18 protein-coding genes and 1 pseudogene are annotated in these 19,322 nt (G+C 61.6%); 13 read left to right on the top strand and 6 right to left on the bottom strand.

What is annotated here, in order from left to right; all coding sequences use genetic code 11:
• Positions 1 to 17 precede the first annotated feature (17 nt).
• A complete protein-coding gene (locus tag HX793_RS10255) occupies positions 18 to 686 on the bottom strand; it encodes a DUF3313 domain-containing protein (RefSeq protein WP_177049642.1) in 669 nt (222 codons plus the stop codon).
• A 172-nt stretch (positions 687 to 858) separates the two neighbouring features.
• Here HX793_RS10255 and HX793_RS10260 point away from each other — a divergent pair, with 172 nt between their 5' ends.
• On the top strand, positions 859 to 3,063 hold the full coding sequence (locus HX793_RS10260) for a tetratricopeptide repeat protein (protein ID WP_177096017.1): 2,205 nt from the start codon (positions 859 to 861) through the stop codon (positions 3,061 to 3,063).
• A gap of 19 nt (positions 3,064 to 3,082) precedes the next feature.
• Positions 3,083 to 3,379: a hypothetical protein gene (locus HX793_RS10265; protein WP_177096020.1), complete on the top strand. Its 297-nt coding sequence runs from the start codon at positions 3,083 to 3,085 to the stop codon at positions 3,377 to 3,379.
• A 115-nt stretch (positions 3,380 to 3,494) separates the two neighbouring features.
• On the opposite strand, the gene HX793_RS10270 is transcribed toward HX793_RS10265, so the two are convergent.
• Positions 3,495 to 3,989, bottom strand: a complete 495-nt coding sequence (locus HX793_RS10270; protein ID WP_177096022.1) for a hypothetical protein — start codon at positions 3,987 to 3,989, stop codon at positions 3,495 to 3,497.
• A gap of 166 nt (positions 3,990 to 4,155) precedes the next feature.
• Here HX793_RS10270 and ccoN point away from each other — a divergent pair, with 166 nt between their 5' ends.
• The 3 genes from ccoN (at position 4,156) to HX793_RS10285 (ending at position 6,574) form a co-directional block, all read left to right on the top strand.
• Positions 4,156 to 5,583: a cytochrome-c oxidase, cbb3-type subunit I gene (gene ccoN / locus HX793_RS10275; protein WP_177096024.1), complete on the top strand. Its 1,428-nt coding sequence runs from the start codon at positions 4,156 to 4,158 to the stop codon at positions 5,581 to 5,583.
• Entirely contained in the window at positions 5,567 to 5,794 is a 228-nt protein-coding gene (locus tag HX793_RS10280; RefSeq protein WP_218178705.1) for a cbb3-type cytochrome c oxidase subunit 3, read from the top strand. The genes ccoN and HX793_RS10280 overlap by 17 nt, the downstream gene beginning before the upstream one ends.
• 90 nt (positions 5,795 to 5,884) lie before the next feature.
• A complete protein-coding gene (locus HX793_RS10285) occupies positions 5,885 to 6,574 on the top strand; it encodes an aspartate/glutamate racemase family protein (protein WP_177049650.1) in 690 nt (229 codons plus the stop codon).
• On the opposite strand, the pseudogene HX793_RS10290 reads toward HX793_RS10285, so the two are convergent.
• Positions 6,571 to 7,072 (bottom strand): annotated as a pseudogene (locus HX793_RS10290) (GNAT family N-acetyltransferase). The gene HX793_RS10285 and the pseudogene HX793_RS10290 overlap by 4 nt on opposite strands.
• Before the next feature lie 213 nt (positions 7,073 to 7,285).
• Between HX793_RS10290 and HX793_RS10295 the strand changes: the two are divergent.
• The 4 genes from HX793_RS10295 (at position 7,286) to HX793_RS10310 (ending at position 11,514) form a co-directional block, all read left to right on the top strand.
• Positions 7,286 to 8,257 (top strand): helix-turn-helix transcriptional regulator, encoded by a 972-nt coding sequence (locus tag HX793_RS10295; protein WP_177062023.1) that lies wholly within the window; start codon positions 7,286 to 7,288, stop codon positions 8,255 to 8,257.
• 99 nt (positions 8,258 to 8,356) lie between these two features.
• Positions 8,357 to 9,232 carry a transporter gene (locus HX793_RS10300; protein WP_177062022.1) on the top strand — a complete coding sequence of 292 codons (876 nt, stop codon included), beginning with the start codon at positions 8,357 to 8,359 and terminating at the stop codon, positions 9,230 to 9,232.
• 21 nt (positions 9,233 to 9,253) lie between these two features.
• Positions 9,254 to 10,405, top strand: a complete 1,152-nt coding sequence (locus HX793_RS10305) for an MFS transporter (RefSeq protein WP_177062020.1) — start codon at positions 9,254 to 9,256, stop codon at positions 10,403 to 10,405.
• Positions 10,402 to 11,514, top strand: a complete 1,113-nt coding sequence (locus HX793_RS10310) for a class II histone deacetylase (RefSeq protein ID WP_177062018.1) — start codon at positions 10,402 to 10,404, stop codon at positions 11,512 to 11,514. Before HX793_RS10305 ends, HX793_RS10310 begins: the two co-directional genes overlap by 4 nt.
• On the opposite strand, the gene HX793_RS10315 is transcribed toward HX793_RS10310, so the two are convergent.
• Both HX793_RS10315 and HX793_RS10320 read right to left on the bottom strand, forming a co-directional pair.
• Positions 11,511 to 12,653: a glycerate kinase gene (locus tag HX793_RS10315; RefSeq protein ID WP_177096026.1), complete on the bottom strand. Its 1,143-nt coding sequence runs from the start codon at positions 12,651 to 12,653 to the stop codon at positions 11,511 to 11,513. The two genes, HX793_RS10310 and HX793_RS10315, sit on opposite strands and share 4 nt — an antisense overlap.
• 91 nt (positions 12,654 to 12,744) lie before the next feature.
• On the bottom strand, positions 12,745 to 13,851 hold the full coding sequence (locus HX793_RS10320; RefSeq protein WP_177096028.1) for a sugar diacid recognition domain-containing protein: 1,107 nt from the start codon (positions 13,849 to 13,851) through the stop codon (positions 12,745 to 12,747).
• Between the two features lie 161 nt (positions 13,852 to 14,012).
• On the opposite strand from HX793_RS10320, the gene HX793_RS10325 reads away from it, so the two are divergent.
• Positions 14,013 to 15,323, top strand: coding sequence for an MFS transporter (locus HX793_RS10325; protein WP_016974773.1), 1,311 nt, complete (start codon positions 14,013 to 14,015; stop codon positions 15,321 to 15,323).
• Between the two features lie 95 nt (positions 15,324 to 15,418).
• On the opposite strand, the gene HX793_RS10330 is transcribed toward HX793_RS10325, so the two are convergent.
• Positions 15,419 to 16,123 carry an SDR family oxidoreductase gene (locus HX793_RS10330; RefSeq protein ID WP_177062013.1) on the bottom strand — a complete coding sequence of 235 codons (705 nt, stop codon included), beginning with the start codon at positions 16,121 to 16,123 and terminating at the stop codon, positions 15,419 to 15,421.
• Between the two features lie 101 nt (positions 16,124 to 16,224).
• Here HX793_RS10330 and HX793_RS10335 point away from each other — a divergent pair, with 101 nt between their 5' ends.
• The 3 genes from HX793_RS10335 to rarD all read left to right on the top strand — a co-directional run bounded on the left by HX793_RS10335 (position 16,225) and on the right by rarD (position 19,310).
• Positions 16,225 to 17,127, top strand: coding sequence for a LysR family transcriptional regulator (locus HX793_RS10335; RefSeq protein ID WP_016974775.1), 903 nt, complete (start codon positions 16,225 to 16,227; stop codon positions 17,125 to 17,127).
• Between the two features lie 79 nt (positions 17,128 to 17,206).
• Entirely contained in the window at positions 17,207 to 18,217 is a 1,011-nt protein-coding gene (locus HX793_RS10340; protein ID WP_177049669.1) for an aldo/keto reductase, read from the top strand.
• Positions 18,218 to 18,428: 211 nt separating this feature from the next.
• On the top strand, positions 18,429 to 19,310 hold the full coding sequence (gene rarD, locus HX793_RS10345) for an EamA family transporter RarD (protein ID WP_016974777.1): 882 nt from the start codon (positions 18,429 to 18,431) through the stop codon (positions 19,308 to 19,310).
• The last annotated feature ends 12 nt before the right edge of the window (positions 19,311 to 19,322 follow it).

The raw sequence follows: 19,322 nt of genomic DNA on the forward strand, positions 1-19,322 counted from the left end.
CACCCCTTGAGGACTTTCTAGTGTTTGAGCTTGACGTATGACTGATGCAGGTCCGACGCCCAACCGTCGATCACGCCTTTCACATCGTCGGCCTTCATCACCTGGGACTCATTGGCCAGCGGCTTGCCAGTGCCTTTGCGCACCACCTGAGCGATCACCTTGCCGTTGGCGCCGTCGAGGAACTGCGCCTCGGTGCCCAGGGTGGTTTCCTGGTCACGATGGCCTGACGCGGTGCTGACCGTCGCGACGACCAGCGCTACGGGGATGTATTCATACGGGGCGAGGCCTTCAGTCTTGCTGCTCACGGCGGTGATCGCCGCCCGCACGACGATGACACCCGGCCCGGGCGCATTGGCCAGCGGCAGGGATTTTTCCAACTCACGCTTGAGCGCCTGGTTGTAATAGGTGTTGATGCCGTTCAGGGTGCTTTCCGGGATTTTCGCCGTGGCCTGGGGCTTGGGGTAGAACTGGGTCGGCTCGACGAACACCGCGTGGTAGCGGCTGAGGTCCAGCTTGGGATCGACCCAACGCATCACCTCGGCTCCCGAAGGCGACTTGGCTTCCTTGAGTTGGCTGTAGTTCGAGAGAAAGCCGGAATACTCATCCGGTGAAGTGACCTTGCTGGCACAACCTGCCATGGCGACCGACGCCACGCACAGCGTGCTGATCATTAGCCTTAGTTTCATCATTGAACTCCCTGGCGATCATCATCGAAACAGTGAGCTGTAGGTATAGCCAATCCTGGGGAATTAACCTCATTTGTGCGACCTGTTTGACAGACCTCCCCTCAGCGTCAAAGCTGCACAGAGCTTAAGCGCGCCAATAGAGCGTCCACGCATCAAGACAACGGAAGTCGGAATGCCCAAGCCCAAAAAAGAACACGCCGCGCCTCACCGTGATTCACCCCGCCGCTACCTGTACCCCGTTTTGATTGTGTTGCTGTTGTTGGCCATGGCCGGGATCGGGTTCTTCCTGCAGGCCAGTACGCCTCGGTTGCCGGCGCCGGTGGTGGTCGCCAAGCCGGTGGTCATGCCCCCGGCCACCCTGGTCGATGAGCAGCAGTGCCAGGGCTGCCACCAAGCCCAGGTCAAGGATTGGCAAGGCTCGCACCATCAACTGGCGATGCAATTGGCCACGCCGCAGACCGTGCCGGCGGACTTCAACGGTGCGAGCTTTACCGGTGAAGGCGAAACCACGCGGTTCTTTCGCCGGGGCGATGAATTTTGGGTCAACACGCCCGGCAGCGACGGCCAAGTGGCCGATTTCAAGGTGGCCTACACCTTTGGCATCGCGCCGTTACAGCAGTACCTGATCGACGTCGGTGGCGGTCGCCTGCAAGCCCTCGGCGTGGCCTGGGATACCCAACAGAGCCGCTGGTTTCACCTCTACCCTGGCCAAGGCGTGAGCTTCAAGAACCCGCTGCACTGGAGCAAACCCAACCAGAACGCCAACTTCATGTGCGTGGAATGCCATACCACCGGCTACAAGCGTAATTTCGATGCGCTGAATAACACTTTCGACAGCCAATGGAACAGCCTCGGTGTCGGTTGCCAGGCGTGCCATGGCCCGGCGTCCAACCACCTGCAATGGGCGGCGAACAAAGGCGACCTGCTGCACGCAGGCTTTGCCGTGGACCTCAAAGACAAGGACGCCACCGTCGAACTGGAAACCTGCGCGCGCTGCCACGCACGGCGCGCGCCCCTGGGCGATGGCTTTACCGTGGGCAAACGCCTGATGGACGACTACCTGCCCAGCGTGCTCACTCGCGAGCTGTATGCCCTGGACGGCAAGATCAAGGATGAGGTGTTTGAACACGGCTCCTTCGCCCAAAGCAAAATGGCCGAAAAAGGCGTGCGTTGCAGCAACTGCCACAACCCCCACAGCAATGAACTCAAGGCGCCGGGCAATGCGGTGTGCCTGCAATGCCATAACACCGCAGGCAAAACCCCGATAACCACGGTGGATGGCCGTGGGCTACAGGCCAAAAATTATGATGCTCCTGAACACACCGGCAAACCTGTCGGCCAGCCGGGTTCGTTCTGCGTCGACTGCCACATGCCGGGCAAGGTCTACATGGGTAATGACTTGCGCCATGACCACAGCTTCAGCATCCCCGCCGGGGCACGCGATGTGCTGAAAGCGCCCACTTACGCCGAGAGCATGGTGTTGATTCGCGGCGGCCAAGCCGGTGCGGCCCAGGCGCTGTATGAGCAGTTGGCTCGCAGCAATCTGCCGGCGATCCAACGCGCGACGTTGCTGGTCGAACTGCCCAATTATCCGAGTGAGCCGGCGTTGAAACTCGCGACCAAGGACCTTGCCCACCCTGCCCCGCAAGTGCGCGAAAGTGCAGTGCGTGCCGTCAGCGCCCTGCTGCCGCCAGCGGAACGCGTCACCCTCTACACGCCCTTGCTCCATGATCCCGTGCGCGCCGTGCGGATCATTGCCGCGCGGGACCTGTTGAGCGTGCCCGGCCAAGGGCCCGCCTGGGACAGCGCCATCGCTGAATACGAACAGGTGCAATCAAGCCTGCTGGAACGCGCCGAAGCCAACCTCAACCTGGCGATGCTCTACCAGGCCAGCGGCCGTGGCGACAAAGTGGAAGCGCAATTGCGCACGGCCCTGCTGCGCGATCCGGACTTCTTCCCGGCGCTGGTCACCCTGGCGCAGTGGTTGGAAGCTAACGGCCGCACGCCAGAAGCACGCGGCCTGATTGCTGATGAGTTGGCCAGGCACCCAGACGCCGCGCTATTGCAGCACACCCAAGGCTTGATGCTGATCCGCGCGGGCGGCACGGCTAAAGCCATGCCGCACCTGCGCAATGCCGCTCGCCTGGAGCCTGCCAACGGCCAGTTCACCTTTGTGCTGGCCGTGGCCTTGCACGACAGTGGCCATGTCGACGACGCCTGCCAGCAATTGGAAGACCTGCTCAGGCGCCAACCGTACAACCGCAATGCGCGGCTGTCGTTGATCCAGTATTACCTGGAAAACGGCCAGGAGCCCAAGGCGCAGAAAGTGATGCAGAGCTGGAAAGCGCTCAACCCAGGCGATCCTGCGTTGAAATAAACCTCTTGAGGTGAGCTTTATGGACATTACCATTCACAGGAAGGACGGCTTTTTCGCCAATGCGCTTGGAAGAAACGGCCTGCTCGCGATCCTCGCTGACGGTGTGGTCGTTGGTCGTTTAGCGACCGGCGAAACGCTAAATTTGAGCCTTCCTGATGTGGCAGGGAACCTCCAGGTTGCCCTCCTGGGCGACCCACGGCCGCCTTATACGGGCAATGCCCCGCATGAACTCTTTTCGATCAGTAAAGGATTCGCTTTTTCCCAGCCAAGCTGTTCAAGCGTTCTCAGTGAAGACTCGGGGTTGGGTGTTTTTTGACGTGCTGGACTTAGGGCATGTACCGCCCCTCAGCCGCTGGGTGTTTGTACTTGAAGCGCAGAGGGGCCTGAAGTGACAGGCCCCTGTGGCGAGCGGGCTTGCCACAACCGACAGTTCAGACGCGTTCGCGTGGAATCAGGCTCTGCAACTGCGAGGCCAGGAAATTCGCGTCGAAGCCAAAGGTATCCGGGTCTTTCAGGCCATTGGTCTTCTTCCACAGCCAATCGTTTTTGTCCGCCGGCAGCACCAGCGAAACGCTGCCGTGCCGCGCAGCGGTCAAGCCCATGACCGACACGGAGATCAAACCGCCCACGCCCATCACGTCCGGCACGAATTCCACCGGTTTGCCGGTGATATTCACGGTCAGTTTCTCGGTCTTGAACGTCGAGGTCTCCACCGGCACGCTGGGGCCACTGGCGACATAGGCTTCACGATGCACCTCCAGCAACCCGACCGTCTTTACCGGCGCAAGCCACTGCTCGATCTGGCCGAACAACTCATCGAGCTTTTGCGCCCAACGGGCCGACTGCAGGTCAAGTTGCTGTTTTTTATGCGCTTCGCTGTCGGCGTAATGACGAAGCATCTCGCCCAGTTGCTGTACATCGTCCATTGCGGATCTCCTTGGGTGAGCCAGGTTGCGAAGCCCGATCATGGCAGATGCGGCCGCTGCACGTACGGCTTAAAACTGATCCGCAACAATGAGGTTTTTCTGAGCCTGTTTTGTTTTGCCCACGCTTCCTACAGTGCCGCCACTTGGAACCGTGGGAGGACTGAGCATGAGCACAGCAACAATCGGGCAGGCCTATAACTATAAAGTCGTCCGCCAATTCGTGATCGCCACGATCGTCTGGGGCGTGGTGGGCATGGCCATGGGCGTGTGGATCGCCTCGCAACTGGTGTGGCCGGAAATGAACCTGGACTTGCCATGGACCACCTTTGGCCGTTTGCGGCCCTTGCACACCAGCCTGGTGATCTTCGGTTTTGCCGGCAGCGCGCAGTTTGCCGCCAGCTATTACGCAGTACAGCGCACCTGCCAGGTGCGCTTGTTTTCCGACAAGCTGGCAGCCTTTACCTTCTGGGGCTGGCAGTCAGTGATCGTGATCATGCTGATCAGCTTGCCGCTGGGCTACACCACCACCAAGGAATACGCCGAGATCGAGTTCTCCGGCGCGGTGTGGATGGCCGTGGTGTGGGTGGCCTATGCCATTGTGTTTTTCACCACCGTGGTACGGCGCAAAACCCAACACATTTACGTGGGTAACTGGTTTTTCGGCGCCTTTATCCTGGTGATTGCCATGTTGCATGTGGTCAATCACCTGGCTATTCCGGTGGATTGGTTCAAGTCGTACCCGGTGTATTCCGGAGCCACCGATGCGATGGTGCAGTGGTGGTACGGACACAACGCGGTAGGGTTTTTCCTCACTACTGGCTTTTTGGGGATGATGTATTACTTCGTGCCGAAACAAGTCGGACGCCCGGTGTACTCCTATCGCCTATCCATCGTGCACTTCTGGGCGTTGATCACCCTGTACATCTGGGCCGGCCCACATCACCTGCACTACACCGCCCTGCCGGATTGGGCGCAGTCATTGGGCATGGCCATGTCGTTGATTCTGCTGGCGCCGAGCTGGGGCGGAATGATCAACGGCATGATGACCTTGTCCGGCGCCTGGCATAAGTTGCGCACCGACCCGATCCTGCGCTTCCTGGTGCTGTCGCTGGCGTTCTACGGCATGTCGACGTTCGAGGGGCCGATGATGGCGATCAAGACCGTCAACGCCCTCTCCCATTACACCGACTGGACCATCGGCCACGTACACGCCGGGGCCCTGGGATGGGTGGCGATGATTACCTTTGGCTCGCTGTACCACATGATCCCCAAAGTGTTCGGGCGCGAGCAGATGCACAGCGTGCCGCTGATCAACCTGCATTTTTGGCTCGCGACTATCGGCACCGTGCTGTACATCGCTTCGATGTGGGTCAACGGCATTACCCAAGGCCTGATGTGGCGGGCGGTCAACGATGACGGCACCCTCACCTATTCCTTTGTCGAAGCCTTGCAGGCCAGCCATCCGGGGTTTGTGGTGCGGTTTGCCGGGGGGGTGTTCTTTCTCACTGGGATGGTGTTGATGGCCTACAACACCTGGCGCACGGTGCGAGTCGCGGACTTGAAAATGGCGCAGCTCGATGCGCGGATCGCCTGACGTGTGGGGCCTGCTGATGGTGGTGTGCCTGTACGGCGCGGTGGAGTATTGCCTGCACGGGCAGACGGACAGAAGCCTGGACGACGCCAGCCTGATGCCCTTTGCCGATGACCCGGAAGTAGCTCGGCGCGTGGAGCTGGCGACCGGCAAGCAAATCAACGCGGTAGCGCCGGAGGAAGCCAAGCCCGGTTGGGTCAACCTGGACATGTGAAACTGCACCGGTCATTTCGCGGGCAACTGCGTATGACTAATCCCTGGCCGATGGGTAAGGTGAAGCGACTTTCCTTGTCAGGAGCATCGCATGCGCACCATCGGCCTTATCGGCGGCATGAGCTGGGAGTCCAGCGCCGAGTATTACCGCATCATCAACCAGCGCGTGCGCGACCAACTCGGCCCGCTGCGCTCGGCGCAACTGTTGATGTACAGCGTGGACTTCGGCCCGGTGGAACAGGCCCAGCACGCCGGCCGTTGGGATGACACCGCGCTGATCCTCGAAGATGCCGCGCGCAGTCTGCAAGCCGGTGGCGCCGAGTGTGTGGTGCTGTGTACCAACACCATGCACTTGGTGGCGCCGCGCATTGAAGCGGCAGTGTCAATTCCGTTCCTGCACATCGCCGATGCTGCGGGTGCGGCGGCCGTGGAGGCCGGCACGCTGACCGTCGGCCTGCTCGGCACCGCGTTTACCATGGAGCAGGATTTCCTCAAGTCGCGCCTGGCGGCCCAGGGCCTGACCGTGCTGGTGCCCGAGGCGGACGAGCGCCAGGCCGTGCACCGGATCATCTACGAGGAATTGTGTGTCGGCGTGATCAGCGATGCGTCACGCAAGGTCTATCAAGGCGTGATCGAGTCCCTGGCCGCACGCGGCGCCCAGGCGATCATCCTCGGTTGCACGGAAATCAGCCTGTTGATCAAGCCCGAGCACAGCGACCTGCCGTTGCTGGACACCACCGAGCTGCATGCGCAGGCTGCGGTGGCGTTTGCCCTGGGCTAAGCCGACCGGCGCAGGCGCGCCATGCTGACGGTGTCGACAAACTGGCCGTCACGCAGGGCGTAATCGCGCAACACGCCTTCGACCTCAAAGCCGAACTTGCGGTACAGCCTCTGTGCCGCTTCGTTGTCGGCGTACACCGAGAGTTCCACCCGGCGCAGGTTCATCCAGTTATCGGCCACGTCCAGCGCCGCCGTCAACAAACGCGAGCCCACCCCTTTGCCTTGCCACGCCCATCCCAAATGAACCGACATGTGCCTGGCGTACCCGCAGGTACTGTTCCAGGCCGAGCTGGCCGATCACTTCACCACCGTGCACAGCCACTAGCTGCAACCGCCGCTCGTTGTCCTGCACCAGCTTGTTACGCCACGCCTCGACCGACTGGAAAGGCATTTGCAGCACCTGACGGCACACGGCCGGTTCGTTATAGAGCGCGGCGACGCCTTCAAGGTGGGCCTCGGTGAAGCGCTGGATCACGATATGGGGTTCAGGTGTGTGCATTGTGTTTCATCCTTTGAAAGACAAGTGGCCGGCCAGTGTAGGAGGAAAAGCATTGCGCTGACGACCCCGGAAACGTCCCACCTATCAATCGGCTGCATCCTGCATCTGAACGATAGCGGTCAGCCTCTCCTGCACGGATACTTGGGCCGGGCCCTGCGACCGGCCTTTAACCCTGTGACCAGAACAATAAGAAAGCCCCACAGAGGAACGCTCATGCGCCGTCTTGAACCCAGAGGTCTGTTGCAGGCCTTCAGCACGCTGATCCTGGATCTGCAGCGACTGGCTCAGCACCAGGAGATCGAACATTTCCAACCGCAAGCCCTGGCGCGTATCAGCCAGTTATTGCCTTTCGACTGCGCCTGGTGGGGGCGCTCTGCGGTGATCGATAATCTGCCGGAAGAACACAGCAGTTGCCTGTATCAGCTGCCCCCTGATTATCTGAGCGACTGGCAGTCGATCCGCCACCTGGATGTGACGTTCGGGCGCACCCATGCTACGCCCGGTCAGGCGGTGATCATCGACATGCGCGACCCGGCCAGCGGTGCCGGGTTGAATTGGCTGGGGGAGCGCTATGGGATCGGTCAATTGTTGTGCGTGATTCATACCGACCTGCACACGTGCCTCAGCGATCACCTGGCGCTGTACCGCAAGCCCGGCGCGCCGGGGTTTACCGCACAGGATTGCCTGCTGCTCAACAACCTGATGCTGCACTTGGTGGCTGCCGTGTCTGCGAACCATATCCGCACGTTGGTAGCCATGCGCGAAACCCTCACCGGCCCGCGCAATCTGGCCCTGGCCGTGTGCGATGCTCGCGGGGTGTTGCAGTGCGCCGAGCGCGGCTTTGTCGATCTGTTGCTCGGTGAGTGGCCGCGCTGGAGTGGCCCGACTCTGCCAGCGCCTATGGATGAGCGCGGGTATGAAGGCAAGCACATCCATATCGAGGTCTCGGCGGTGGGCGACCAGTTGCTGCTGGCCGCACGGGTTCACCCTGTGCTGTCCCAGCTCAGCCCGCGGGAAAACGACGTCGCCCAAGGCTTTGGCGAGGGCAAGACCTACAAGGAAGTCGCCCGCGACCTGGGCTTGTCGCCCAATACGGTGCGCCATCACCTGCGCGCCATCTACAGCAAGCTCGGGGTCAAGGACAAAGCGCATATCGCGCACTTGATGCACGCCCCGCCCGACTGACCCGCCGCGTTTTTCCAATGGGTTCTAACACCGTCGTCTTGACGGTAACGGGCAGCTTTTGCCCGTTTTCAGCTGCGCCATAACAAGAGACGCCTTGCCATGACCTACACCCATTTGCGTCATCTACCGCTACTACTGGGGGGCACGCTGCTGTGCCTCGACAGCCAGGCCGCCGACCTTAACGCCCGCGATTTTTTCGGCGCACCGTCCGGCACGAGCCTCGGCGTGTTGTACCTGCCGGCCACGCGCGCCCAAGACTTCCGTGGCCCGGCCGACAGCACGGGCAAGGCCGACCTCAAGGTCAATGCCATGGCCTACCGCCAGGTGTATTTCACCGACGCGTGCGGCACCCTGTGCACCCCACAATTGATCCTGCCTTTTGCCGACATCGATGCGCGCCTGCCAGGGGCGAGCCGGCGCACCGGCGAAAGCGGGTTTGGCGACCCTCAAGTGGGTGGCACGCTGTTTTTTATCAACGATCCGACGTCGCGCACTTACAGCGGCCTGTTAAGCCTGATCACCCTGCCGGTGGGCGAATACCACAGCACAAACCCGGATGTCTCCCCCGGCGCCAATCGCTGGGGCGCGACCTTTGTCTACAACTACACCCAGGGCATCGGTGAGAACTGGGTGCTGGAAGCCAACCTCGAAGCCCAGCTGTACGGCAAGAATGACGATTATTTTGGCAGCGAGCTCAAGCAAGACCCGCTGTACCGCCTGCAAGCCTTTGCCTCCTACGACTTCACGCCCGCCACCTATGGCGCACTGCGCCTGATCCAGGCCGAGGGTGGTGCGCTGCGCATAAATAATCGGTCGATCGATGACACCCGCAAGCGCTATACCCAGGTCGGGTTCGAGGTCGGGCATTGGCTCGATAAGCAAAACCAAGTGATGTTCAGCCTCTCGCAAAACGTCGCCACCACCAACGGTTATGCAGGAACCGACGCGTTGTTGCGCCTGGTCCATGTGTTCTGACCTCTGTCTTGGAGCTTGAATATGCACGACTCCTCCCCTACACCCTGGCAGCGGCTGGCGGCTATCGTGCTGTTTGCCGCGATCACGCCGACCATCCTGATGACCGCCCCAGCCGTGGCCGCGCAACTGGCCGTCCAATGGCAACTGAGCCCGGCGCAGATCGGCGACTTGTTTTCCGTTGAACTGGGCGCAATGAGCCTGGCGACCCTGCCGGCCTTCTGGTGGCTGCGCTGCGTGAACTGGCGAGTGGCAGCCTTGGCCGCGGCCGTGCTGTTCATTGCCGCCAACCTGCTGTCGACGCTGGCCAACACCTACGCCCAGTTGCTGATCCTGCGCTTGTTCAGTGCGTTGGCGGGCGGTTCGTTGATGATCATCTGCCTGGCCAGCGCGGCTACCACCGCCAACCCCAGCCGTGTCTACGGGTTGTGGGTGATGGGGCAACTGGTCGTAGGTGCCGTGGGCCTCGCGCTATTGCCAGGTTTATTCGAACGTTATGGACTGCAGAGCGGCTACCTGATCCTGGCGGGAATGATGGCGCTGCTGCTACCACTGGTACGCGGTTTTCCTTGCGCGCACGCTGCGCCACAGGCCATCAGGGCGGCAGTGACTGGCACACGAGTGAAAGCCGTGCTCGGTGTCGCTGCGGTGCTGGCTTTTTACATCAGCCTTGGTGGGGTCTGGACGTTTATCGGTGCCCTCGGCGCCAGCGCCGGGATTTCCGCGCAACACAGTGGCGAGATACTGGCGATTGCGACCGTGATGGGCATCGCTGGCGCAGCCTGCACGTCACTAATCGGCGCCCGCCTGCCGCGCCTGTCATTGCTGCTGGCGGGCTACGCGTTAATGGCGGTGGCGGTGCTGCTCCTGCTGGGCCAGCCCACACTGGTGCGCTTTGCCCTGGCGGCGCTGCTGTTCAAATTCGCCTGGACTTTTATCTTGCCGCTGATCCTCGCTTGCCTGGCCGACCTTGATCACAGCGGCAAGTTGATGAACGCGTCGAACCTGGTGATCGGCGGTGGCCTGGCCATCGGTCCGGCGATAGCCGGCCGGCTGATCGAGGCCAGCGGCGGCTTCGCCGTGCTGGTGATCGGTGGCACCGTGATCACCCTGCTGTCGCTGGTATTGATTCTTGCCAGCCGTCCCGGACCTGTCATTGAAATGGAGCCTGTATGAACCGAACCACCGCGTTTTTCTTTGATGAAATGAGCCTTTGGCACAGCGCCAGCGCCCATGCATTGACCTTGCCCGTGGGCGGTTGGGTACAGCCACCGGCCGGCAGCGGGCATGCCGAATCCCCCGAAACCAAGCGGCGCATGAAAAGCCTGCTGGAAGTGTCCGGGTTGGGTCATCACCTGCACATGCACAGCGCTGCGCCAGCGAGCGAAGCCGACTTGCTGCGCGTCCACGGCCATGCGTACCTGCAGCGTTTCAAGGCGTTGAGCGATGCCGGTGGTGGTGACCTCGGGCCGCAGGCGCCGATAGGCCCGGGCAGCTACGAAATCGCCCGGCTTTCGGCCGGCCTGACGATGGCCGCCGTCGACGCCGTGCTCAAGGGCCTGGCGGATAACGCCTACTCATTGTCACGCCCACCAGGGCATCACTGCCTGGCGGACAGCGCCATGGGTTTCTGCTTCCTGGCCAACATTGCCATCGCCATCGAAGCGGCCAAGGCGCGCAACGGCCTGGGCAAGGTCGCGGTGATCGACTGGGATGTGCACCATGGCAACGGCACCCAATCGATCTTCGAGGCGCGCGCGGATGTGCTGACGATCTCGCTGCATCAGGACGGTTGCTATCCGCCCGGTTACAGCGGCGAGCAGGACCGTGGCCGTGGCGCCGGGCTGGGGGCGAATATCAATATCCCCTTGCCACCCGGCAGCGGACACGACACTTACCTGCACGCGATGACCCGGATCGTGGTCCCGGCATTGGAGCGTTTCCAGCCGGAACTGATCATTGTCGCCTGTGGCTTTGACGCCAACGCCGTCGACCCGCTGGCGCGCATGTTGCTGCACAGCGAATCCTTCCGCCTGATGACTCGCTGCGTGCGCCTGGCGGCCGAACGCCTGTGCCAGGGGCGGCTGGTGCTGGTGCACGAAGGCGGCTACAGCGAAGCCTATGTACCGTTTTGCGGGTTGGCGACGCTGGAAGAGTTGTCGGGTGTGCGCACGGCGGTGGACGATCCGATGCTCGCACTGGTCGAGCTGCAGCAGCCCAAGGCCGCGCTGCTGGCGTTTCAGAAGCAGTGGATCGACCAGTTGGCAATCGAGATGCTTGACTAACCTTTGGACGATGCCAGTCGCCACACCCGCGCAATGTCCGAGGCCCGCTCACGAAGCAGGCGCGGCGCCTCGCTGCACGCCTGTTCCAAGCTCATCGGCCCGGAAGGCAAGGCAAACGCTGCATCCACGCCGTGGGCGTACATCTGCTCATAGCCCTCGCCCAGCGTGCCGGCAATCACAATGACCGGCACGTTGTGTTGCTGGGCGATGCGCGCCACGCCGAACGGGGTTTTACCGCGCAGGGTCTGGGCATCGAAGCGGCCTTCACCGGTGATGACCAGGGCGGCGCCGCGCACGGCTGCGTCCAGGCCCACCAGTTCGGCCACTACCTCGACACCCGCACGAAATTGCGCACCCAGAAAGGCCTTGGCGGCAAAGCCCAGTCCACCCGCAGCGCCGCTGCCCGGTTCGTCGCGTACATCTTTAGGCAGCACCTTCGCGCAGTGGTCAGCGAAGTGGCCGAGGGCGGCGTCCAGCAGTTGGACTTGCTCGGGATTTGCGCCTTTTTGCGGGCCGAATATCGCCGATGCACCGTGGGGGCCACACAGCGGGTTGTTGACGTCGGCGGCGATTTCAAAGCGGACCTGCGCCAGGCGTGGGTCCAGATGTTCAAGGCTGATCTGCGCCAGGCGGGCCAAGGCCAGGCCGCCGGCGGGTAGCGCTTGATCTTCGGCGTCAAACAGTTGCGCGCCGAGCGCCTGCATCGCGCCTGCGCCGCCATCGTTGGTGGCGCTGCCGCCAATCGCCAGGATGATGCGCTGGGCGCCAGCATCCAGGGCGGCGCGGATCAGTTCGCCGGTGCCATAGGTGGTGGTTTTGCAGGCGTCGCGCTGCCCCGGCGGGACTAACTGCAAACCGCTGGCTTCAGCCATTTCGATAATTGCAGTGCGGCTGTCGGCCAACCAGCCCCAATGTGCGTCGACGGCTGCGCCGAGCGGGCCGCGTACGCTGTGATGTCGCAACTCGCCATTACACGCTGCCAGCACCGAATCCACCGTGCCTTCACCGCCATCCGCCATCGGGCACTGGATCAACCGTGCATCCGGCCAAACCTGGGCCAACCCTTCGGCAATGGCCTGGGCGACGCCTTCGGCACTCAGGCTGTCCTTGAACGAGTCGGGGGCGATGATGATTTTCATGGGCTTTCTCCGGTTTTTATGATGCCCATGCTGCCAGTTGGCGGGGCTGCTGACCCCGGTCAGATGCACAAGTGCGGCGGCGCTTTGTTGTTCATTCCGACAAAGCCTGGGGCAGTAGCTGTACGCCCAGGTAGAGGGCGAGCATGCCGTCCAGGGTCAGGGGGTCGACGCCACTGAGTTCGGCAATGCGCTCCATGCGGTAACGCAGGCTGTTGCGGTGAATACCCAAGGCGTCCGCACAGGCCTGGCTTTGCCCGTCATGTTCACACCAACTGCGCAGCGTCGCCTGTAACTGACCATTGCTGTCCTTGGCCAGCACTTTACGCAGCGGGTTGAGCAGTTCGTCGAGCGCGTCGTCATTGCGATGGCGCCAGAGCATAACGGGCAAGCGATAGCGATTGAGGGTCAGCAGGCGCGACTGCGGCAACACATCACGACCATAGGCGAGCAGATCACCGACACGCCGATAGCAGCGACGCAGCCCCGCCAGACCGTCCGCTTGCCCCCCCACGGCAACGCGCAGGATGTTCCAACCGAGGCCGTCGAGTTTTTCCAGCAAGCGCGGGTTGTCGACCTGCACTGCCGCCGGCCGACACCACAGCAATGAGTATTGCGCTGAGCTGACACACCAACTGTCCGGATAACGCGAGGTCAGCCATGTACTCAGGGCTTCCGCCGATTGCCCCGCGCCCAGTTCGAACAGGTACGGCGTGCGCGGCATCTGCGGCTTGAGCCCCAGTTGCTGGGCTTCGTCCACCAGACGCGGCGAATCGCCGCTTTCAGCGAGCAGCAAGGCCAGCAAATCATCACAGCGCTGGCGCCGCCACTGTTGCTCGGCCTGCTGGTGACGATGGCTGACCAGCATTTCGGCGGTCATGCGCACCAGTTCAGCGTAGGTGCGCAGGCCTTCCGGTTCGCCGGTGATGCCGAGCACACCGATCAGGCGCCCGTCATGCAGCAACGGCAAGTTGATGCCCGGCAGCACACCCTTGAGGTGCTTGGCGGTCTGGCCGTCGATTTCCACCACGCGGCCGTTGGCGAGCACCAGTTGCGCGCCTTCATGGCGGGTGTTGATACGCTCGGGCTCACCACTGCCGAGGATCAGACCCTGGCTGTCCATGACATTGACGTTGTAAGGCAGGATCGCCATGGTTCGATCGACGATATCCTGCGCCAGGTCATGATCCAGCTCGAACATGGGGTTAAATTCCTTAAAAAGCGGGGTTGTTCATCGGCACAGCGCAAAGCCGGGTTCGCTGTGCGCAAGCACAAAGACAGCGGCCTGCCAGGTGGCCGAGACTCAGTGGGCGATCAACGTTACCCTCGCATCGCGAAAAATCATAATAAAGAGAGACTGCCATGTCACAGAGCGCCACGACCCCACTGGCCACCGATGACGATAAAAACGCCATCTACAAGCGCATTACCCTGCGCCTGATCCCCTTCATTTTCATCTGCTATCTGTTCAATTACCTCGACCGGGTAAACGTTGGCTTTGCCAAGTTGCAGATGCTCGATGCGTTGAAATTCAGCGAAACCGTGTACGGCCTTGGTGCCGGGATCTTCTTCATCGGCTACGTGCTGTGTGGCGTACCGAGCAACCTGGCGTTGACCAAGTTCGGTCCACGGCGCTGGATTGCGTTGATGATGATCGTCTGGGGCACGCTGTCCACCTGCCTGCTGTTCGTTACCACGCCGACGCATTTCTACACCTTGCGCCTGTTTACCGGTGCCGCCGAAGCGGGCTTCTTCCCCGGCGTGGTGCTGTACCTCTCGCAATGGTTCCCGACCTTCCGCCGTGGGCGGATCATGGCGCTGTTCATGTCGGCGATCCCGGTTTCCGGCTTGCTCGGCAGCCCTTTCTCCGGTTGGATCCTCAACCACTTCGCCGCTGGCCAAGGTGGCCTCGCGGGCTGGCAGTGGATGTTCCTGCTGCAAGGCATCCCCACCGTTGTACTGGGCGCCCTCGCCTACTTTCTGCTCAGCGACAGCTTTGCCAACGCCAAGTGGCTCAAGCCCCACGAACGTGCGGTGTTGGAAGCCGACCAGGCCACCGACCTGGCTAACAAGCCGAAAACCACCACCGACTCCCTGGCGGAAGTGTTCAAGAACCCGGCGATATGGGCGTTCGGCCTGATCTACTTCTGCATCCAGAGCGGCGTGTATGCGATCAACTTCTGGTTGCCGTCGATCATCAAGAACCTGGGTTTCAGCGATAACCTGGTGATCGGCTGGTTGAGTGCGATCCCTTACTTGCTGGCGGCAGTGTTTATGTTGCTGGTAGGCCGCTCCGCCGACTTGCGCAAGGAGCGTCGCTGGCACTTGGTGGTGCCGATGTTGATGGGCGCTGTCGGGCTGGTGATCGCGGTGAACTTCGCCACCACCCCGGCCATTGCCATTCTCGGCCTGACCATCGCCACCATGGGCGCCCTCACCGGCCTGCCAATGTTCTGGCCAGTGCCCACCGCCATGCTCAGCGCCGGCGCGGCGGCAGGTGGGCTGGCGTTGATCAACTCCATGGGCCAGATGGCCGGCTTCCTCAGCCCGTATATCGTCGGCTTTGTGAAGGATGCCACCGGGTCCACGGATGTGGCGCTGTACCTGCTGGCAGCAGTGATCGTTGCCGGCAGTGTGTTGGCGTTGCGGATGACGCGCACTTTAAAGGCATAACGCAATCCATGTGGGAGCTGGCTTGCCTGCGATAGCGGTAGTGAATTCACCACCGTCATCGCAGGCAAGCCAGCTCCCACATTATTGTCCGGTGTTTACAGCAGTCCACCACCGTCGATATCAATGACGGCGCCGGTCATAAAGCCGTTCTCCATCGCTAGCACATACCCCGCCGCAACCTCGTCCGCCTGCCCCACTCGCCCCACCGGCAGCGCGCTACCGGCCTTGGCAAACATCGCCAAGCGCTGATCTTCTGCAAGCCCCGCATAGGCCGGTGTATCAATCACTCCTGGGCTGATCGCATTGATCCGACGCGGCGCCAGTTCCTTGGCCAATTGCTTGACCAGCGCTTCGGTCGCGGCATTGATGCCCGTCTTGATGAACTGCCCCGCCACGGATTTACGCCCCAATTGCCCAGAAGTCAGGCTGATACTGCCGTGCTCGTTCAAAAATGGCAGCGCCAACTGGATCGCCCGCAGTGAGCCCCACAGTTTCACGTTGAAGTTCTGCTGGGCTTCGACCAGGTCGGTTTCGATCAGGGTTTTGGCGCGCACGCTTGGCCCCGAGGTGTACACCAAGTGGTCAAAGCGCCCGACTGCTTCGAACAGGCGTAGCAGGGAGGCCGCATCCGTGACGTCGACGGGCTCGCTGCGCAGGCCGTTCTCGACGCCAGTCACCAGGCGTCGCCCAGCCAGCACCACCTGCGCACCCCGCGCAGCGGCGGCCTTGGCCACGGCGGCACCGATGCCGCTGCTGCCGCCAATCACGATGACGGTTTTGCCGTTGAGGGAAGAAGTCATGGGGAAGAGTCCTATTTGAAAAAGTGAGCGTTTATCTTCCCAGCTTGGCAATCGACGAAAAATCCCGGTAAAACGACAATATCTTTAAAGGATTTTTACAAATGAGTTCAATCCTCGACCTTGAAGTCTTCGTGCGCACCGCCGATACCGGGAGCCTGTCCGCCGCCGCCCGTGGCCTGGGCCTGACCCCGGCAGCAGCGAGCATCGCCCTCAAGCGCCTGGAAACCCGCCTGGGCATGCGCTTGCTGGCACGCTCCACGCGCAGCATGCGCCTGACCGAGGAAGGCCGGCGTTACCTCGACAGCGTGCGCGTGGCACTGGCGGCGCTGAGTGAAGGCGAACAAGCGCTCAAGCAGCAAAGCCAGGGCTTGAGTGGGTTGCTGCAACTGGCCGCACCATCGGATTTCGGGCGCAATGTGGTGCTGGGCTGGCTGGATGAATTCAAGGCAGAACACCCGAATATCCGCCTGCAATTGATGTTGAACGACAGTAACGCTGACCTGTTCCGCGAAACCGTGGACATCGCCCTGCGTTTTGGTGTGCCCCAGGACTCCAGCCTGGTGGCACTGCCCATCGCGCCTGATCACCATCGCGTCGCTTGCGCCAGCCCCGCCTACCTGGCGCGCCACGGTACACCGCGCGAGCCGATGGAACTGTCCACTCACAGTGCGCTGCGGTACATGCGCCAGGGCCAGGTGAGCAAGACGTGGCGGTTTCGCCAGGGTGATCAGCTACAGGAGGTTGAAGTGACCGGTGATTTCCTCAGCAATGACGGTGAAATCGTCCGCCGCTGGGCGCTTGGCGGGCACGGCATCGCCTATAAAGCCAGGCTCGACGTGATCGGCGATATCGCCGCCGGCCGGCTGGTGCCGCTGTTCGAAGACTGGCAAGGGGAGCCGGCGCCGTTCAACCTGATGTGCCCTCACCGCTTGCAGGTGTCGGAGCGGGTGAAGGTGCTGCACCGTTTTTTACAGCAGCGCTGCCAGACGTTACTGAGTAGGTGAAGAAACGCGCGCAGGGCTTGTCCCAGAGCGGCTGAGTCTGGTATTGCATGGGGACGTTTCCCGCCTTGAGGAGTTATCCATGATTTACCGCACATTGGGCCAGTCCGGGTTGAAGGTCAGCGCCTTGACCCTGGGCACCATGATGTTTGGCGAACAGACCAACACCGAGGACTCGCTGCGCATCATCGACAAGGCCTGGGACCAGGGCATCAACTTTATCGACACGGCGGACGTCTACACCGGCGGTCGCTCCGAGGAAATCGTCGGCGAAGCCATTGTGCGCAATCGCCAGGATTGGGTGGTGGCGTCCAAGGTCGGCATCGGCCCGGCGGACGGCTTGCCCAACCGCAGCGGCTTGAGCCGCAAGCGCATTTTCAACGCGCTGGAGGCCAGCCTGACACGCCTCGATACCGACTACCTGGACATCTACTACCTGCACCGCGAAGACCACAACACGCCGCTGGAAGTGACGGTATCGGCGATTGGCGACCTGATCCGCCAGGGCAAGATCCGCTACTGGGGCCTGTCCAACTACCGCGGTTGGCGCATCGCCGAGGTGATCCGCGTGGCCGAGCGACTGGGCGTCGACAAACCGGTGATCAGTCAGCCGCTTTACAACATCGTCAACCGCCAGGCCGAAGTGGAACAGATCACCGCGGCAGCCGCCTACGGCCTGGGTGTGGTGCCTTACAGCCCACTGGCCCGTGGCGTGCTTAGTGGTAAATACGCCCCGGACGTTACCCCCGAAGCCGGCAGCCGCGCGGCGCGCCAGGACAAACGCATCCTGGAAACCGAATGGCGCGTGGAGTCGTTGCGCATCGCCCAGCAGATCCAGCAGTACACCCAAGGGCGTGGTGTGGGGATTGTCGAGTTTGCGATTGCCTGGGTACTGAACAACTCGGCGGTCAGTTCGGCGATTGTCGGGCCACGTACCGAGGCGCAGTGGGATGCCTATATTGGCGCGCTGGAGGTGAAGATCACGGCGGACGATGAGGCGTTTATTGATTCACTGGTGACGCCGGGACATTCGTCTACGCCGGGGTTCAATGACGTGGGTCACTTTGTTTCCGGTCGCATACCACGCGCATAACCCCTCCACTCTGTAGGAGCGAGCTTGCTCGCGAAGAACGCAAGGACGCCACGGGCTACCTGATAGCGCTGCGTAATCGTTGACGTTCTTCGCGAGCAAGCTCGCTCCTACAGGATTTTCCTGAACAACGCCCCAAAACAGCGCAACCCTCTCCCGCCAAAAGCTCCATAATCCCCTCATCTTTTGTATCAACGATTTTCGCGAGGACAGTGTGTCTAAAGGTGTTGTTTTATCGGTCTTGGCCTCGGTGCTGTTTGCCGTGATGTATTACTTCACATCATTGCTCACGCCCTTGAGCGGCCTGGAAATTTTCGGCTGGCGCATGTTGCTCACCGTGCCGTGCATGACGGTGTTCATGATTGTGAGTGGCGAATGGCGTCGGGTCGCAGAGCTGCTGAGCATACTGGCGGCCAAACCTCGGCTGATCGGCGGTGTGTTGCTGTCGTCAGCCTTGCTCGGCGTGCAGCTCTGGTTGTTTATGTGGGCACCGCTGAATGGGCGCAGCCTGGATGTGTCGGTGGGCTACTTCCTGCTGCCGCTGACCATGGTGCTGACCGGACGCCTGGTTTACGGCGAACGTTTGTCACGGCTGCAGCAGATCGCGGTATTTTTTGCCGCGCTCGGTGTGCTCAACGAGTTGTTCCAGGCGGGTGGTATTTCCTGGGCGACACTGGTGGTGATCATCGGTTACCCGATCTATTTTGTCGTGCGCAAGCACCTGGCCACTGATCACTTGGGTGGCCTTTGGCTGGATATGGCGCTGATGTTGCCGGTAGCCTGGTGGTTTGTGCAGCACGGCGAACAAGGCTTTGCCGTCATGGACACTCATCCGAAACTGTATACGTTGATTCCAATACTGGGGGTCATCAGTGCCTCGGCGCTGGTGAGCTATATCGTTGCCAGCCGCTTGCTGCCCTTCAGCCTGTTTGGCCTGCTCAGTTATGTAGAGCCTGTGCTGCTGTTGGGCGTGGCATTGATCCTGGGTGAAGGCATCAAGGGTGGCGAGTGGTTCACCTACATCCCGATCTGGCTGGCGGTGATGGTGCTGGTATTCGAAGGCTTCAAACACTTGGTGCGCCAACGCAAGGCCTGATGCGCAGGCGAT

Origin of the sequence: Pseudomonas reactans (assembly GCF_013387025.1) — a bacterium.
Lineage (GTDB): Bacteria > Pseudomonadota > Gammaproteobacteria > Pseudomonadales > Pseudomonadaceae > Aquipseudomonas > Aquipseudomonas reactans.

What these genes read in the sequence shown, in the direction of transcription:
- HX793_RS10255 (WP_177049642.1), bottom strand. Translation starts at nt 686, where the DNA reads ATGAAACTAAGGCTAATGATCAGCACGCTGTGCGTGGCGTCGGTCGCC.
- HX793_RS10260 (WP_177096017.1), top strand. Translation starts at nt 859, where the DNA reads ATGCCCAAGCCCAAAAAAGAACACGCCGCGCCTCACCGTGATTCACCC.
- HX793_RS10265 (WP_177096020.1), top strand. Translation starts at nt 3,083, where the DNA reads ATGGACATTACCATTCACAGGAAGGACGGCTTTTTCGCCAATGCGCTT.
- HX793_RS10270 (WP_177096022.1), bottom strand. Translation starts at nt 3,989, where the DNA reads ATGGACGATGTACAGCAACTGGGCGAGATGCTTCGTCATTACGCCGAC.
- ccoN (WP_177096024.1), top strand. Translation starts at nt 4,156, where the DNA reads ATGAGCACAGCAACAATCGGGCAGGCCTATAACTATAAAGTCGTCCGC.
- HX793_RS10280 (WP_218178705.1), top strand. Translation starts at nt 5,567, where the DNA reads ATGCGCGGATCGCCTGACGTGTGGGGCCTGCTGATGGTGGTGTGCCTG.
- HX793_RS10285 (WP_177049650.1), top strand. Translation starts at nt 5,885, where the DNA reads ATGCGCACCATCGGCCTTATCGGCGGCATGAGCTGGGAGTCCAGCGCC.
- HX793_RS10295 (WP_177062023.1), top strand. Translation starts at nt 7,286, where the DNA reads ATGCGCCGTCTTGAACCCAGAGGTCTGTTGCAGGCCTTCAGCACGCTG.
- HX793_RS10300 (WP_177062022.1), top strand. Translation starts at nt 8,357, where the DNA reads ATGACCTACACCCATTTGCGTCATCTACCGCTACTACTGGGGGGCACG.
- HX793_RS10305 (WP_177062020.1), top strand. Translation starts at nt 9,254, where the DNA reads ATGCACGACTCCTCCCCTACACCCTGGCAGCGGCTGGCGGCTATCGTG.
- HX793_RS10310 (WP_177062018.1), top strand. Translation starts at nt 10,402, where the DNA reads ATGAACCGAACCACCGCGTTTTTCTTTGATGAAATGAGCCTTTGGCAC.
- HX793_RS10315 (WP_177096026.1), bottom strand. Translation starts at nt 12,653, where the DNA reads ATGAAAATCATCATCGCCCCCGACTCGTTCAAGGACAGCCTGAGTGCC.
- HX793_RS10320 (WP_177096028.1), bottom strand. Translation starts at nt 13,851, where the DNA reads ATGTTCGAGCTGGATCATGACCTGGCGCAGGATATCGTCGATCGAACC.
- HX793_RS10325 (WP_016974773.1), top strand. Translation starts at nt 14,013, where the DNA reads ATGTCACAGAGCGCCACGACCCCACTGGCCACCGATGACGATAAAAAC.
- HX793_RS10330 (WP_177062013.1), bottom strand. Translation starts at nt 16,123, where the DNA reads ATGACTTCTTCCCTCAACGGCAAAACCGTCATCGTGATTGGCGGCAGC.
- HX793_RS10335 (WP_016974775.1), top strand. Translation starts at nt 16,225, where the DNA reads ATGAGTTCAATCCTCGACCTTGAAGTCTTCGTGCGCACCGCCGATACC.
- HX793_RS10340 (WP_177049669.1), top strand. Translation starts at nt 17,207, where the DNA reads ATGATTTACCGCACATTGGGCCAGTCCGGGTTGAAGGTCAGCGCCTTG.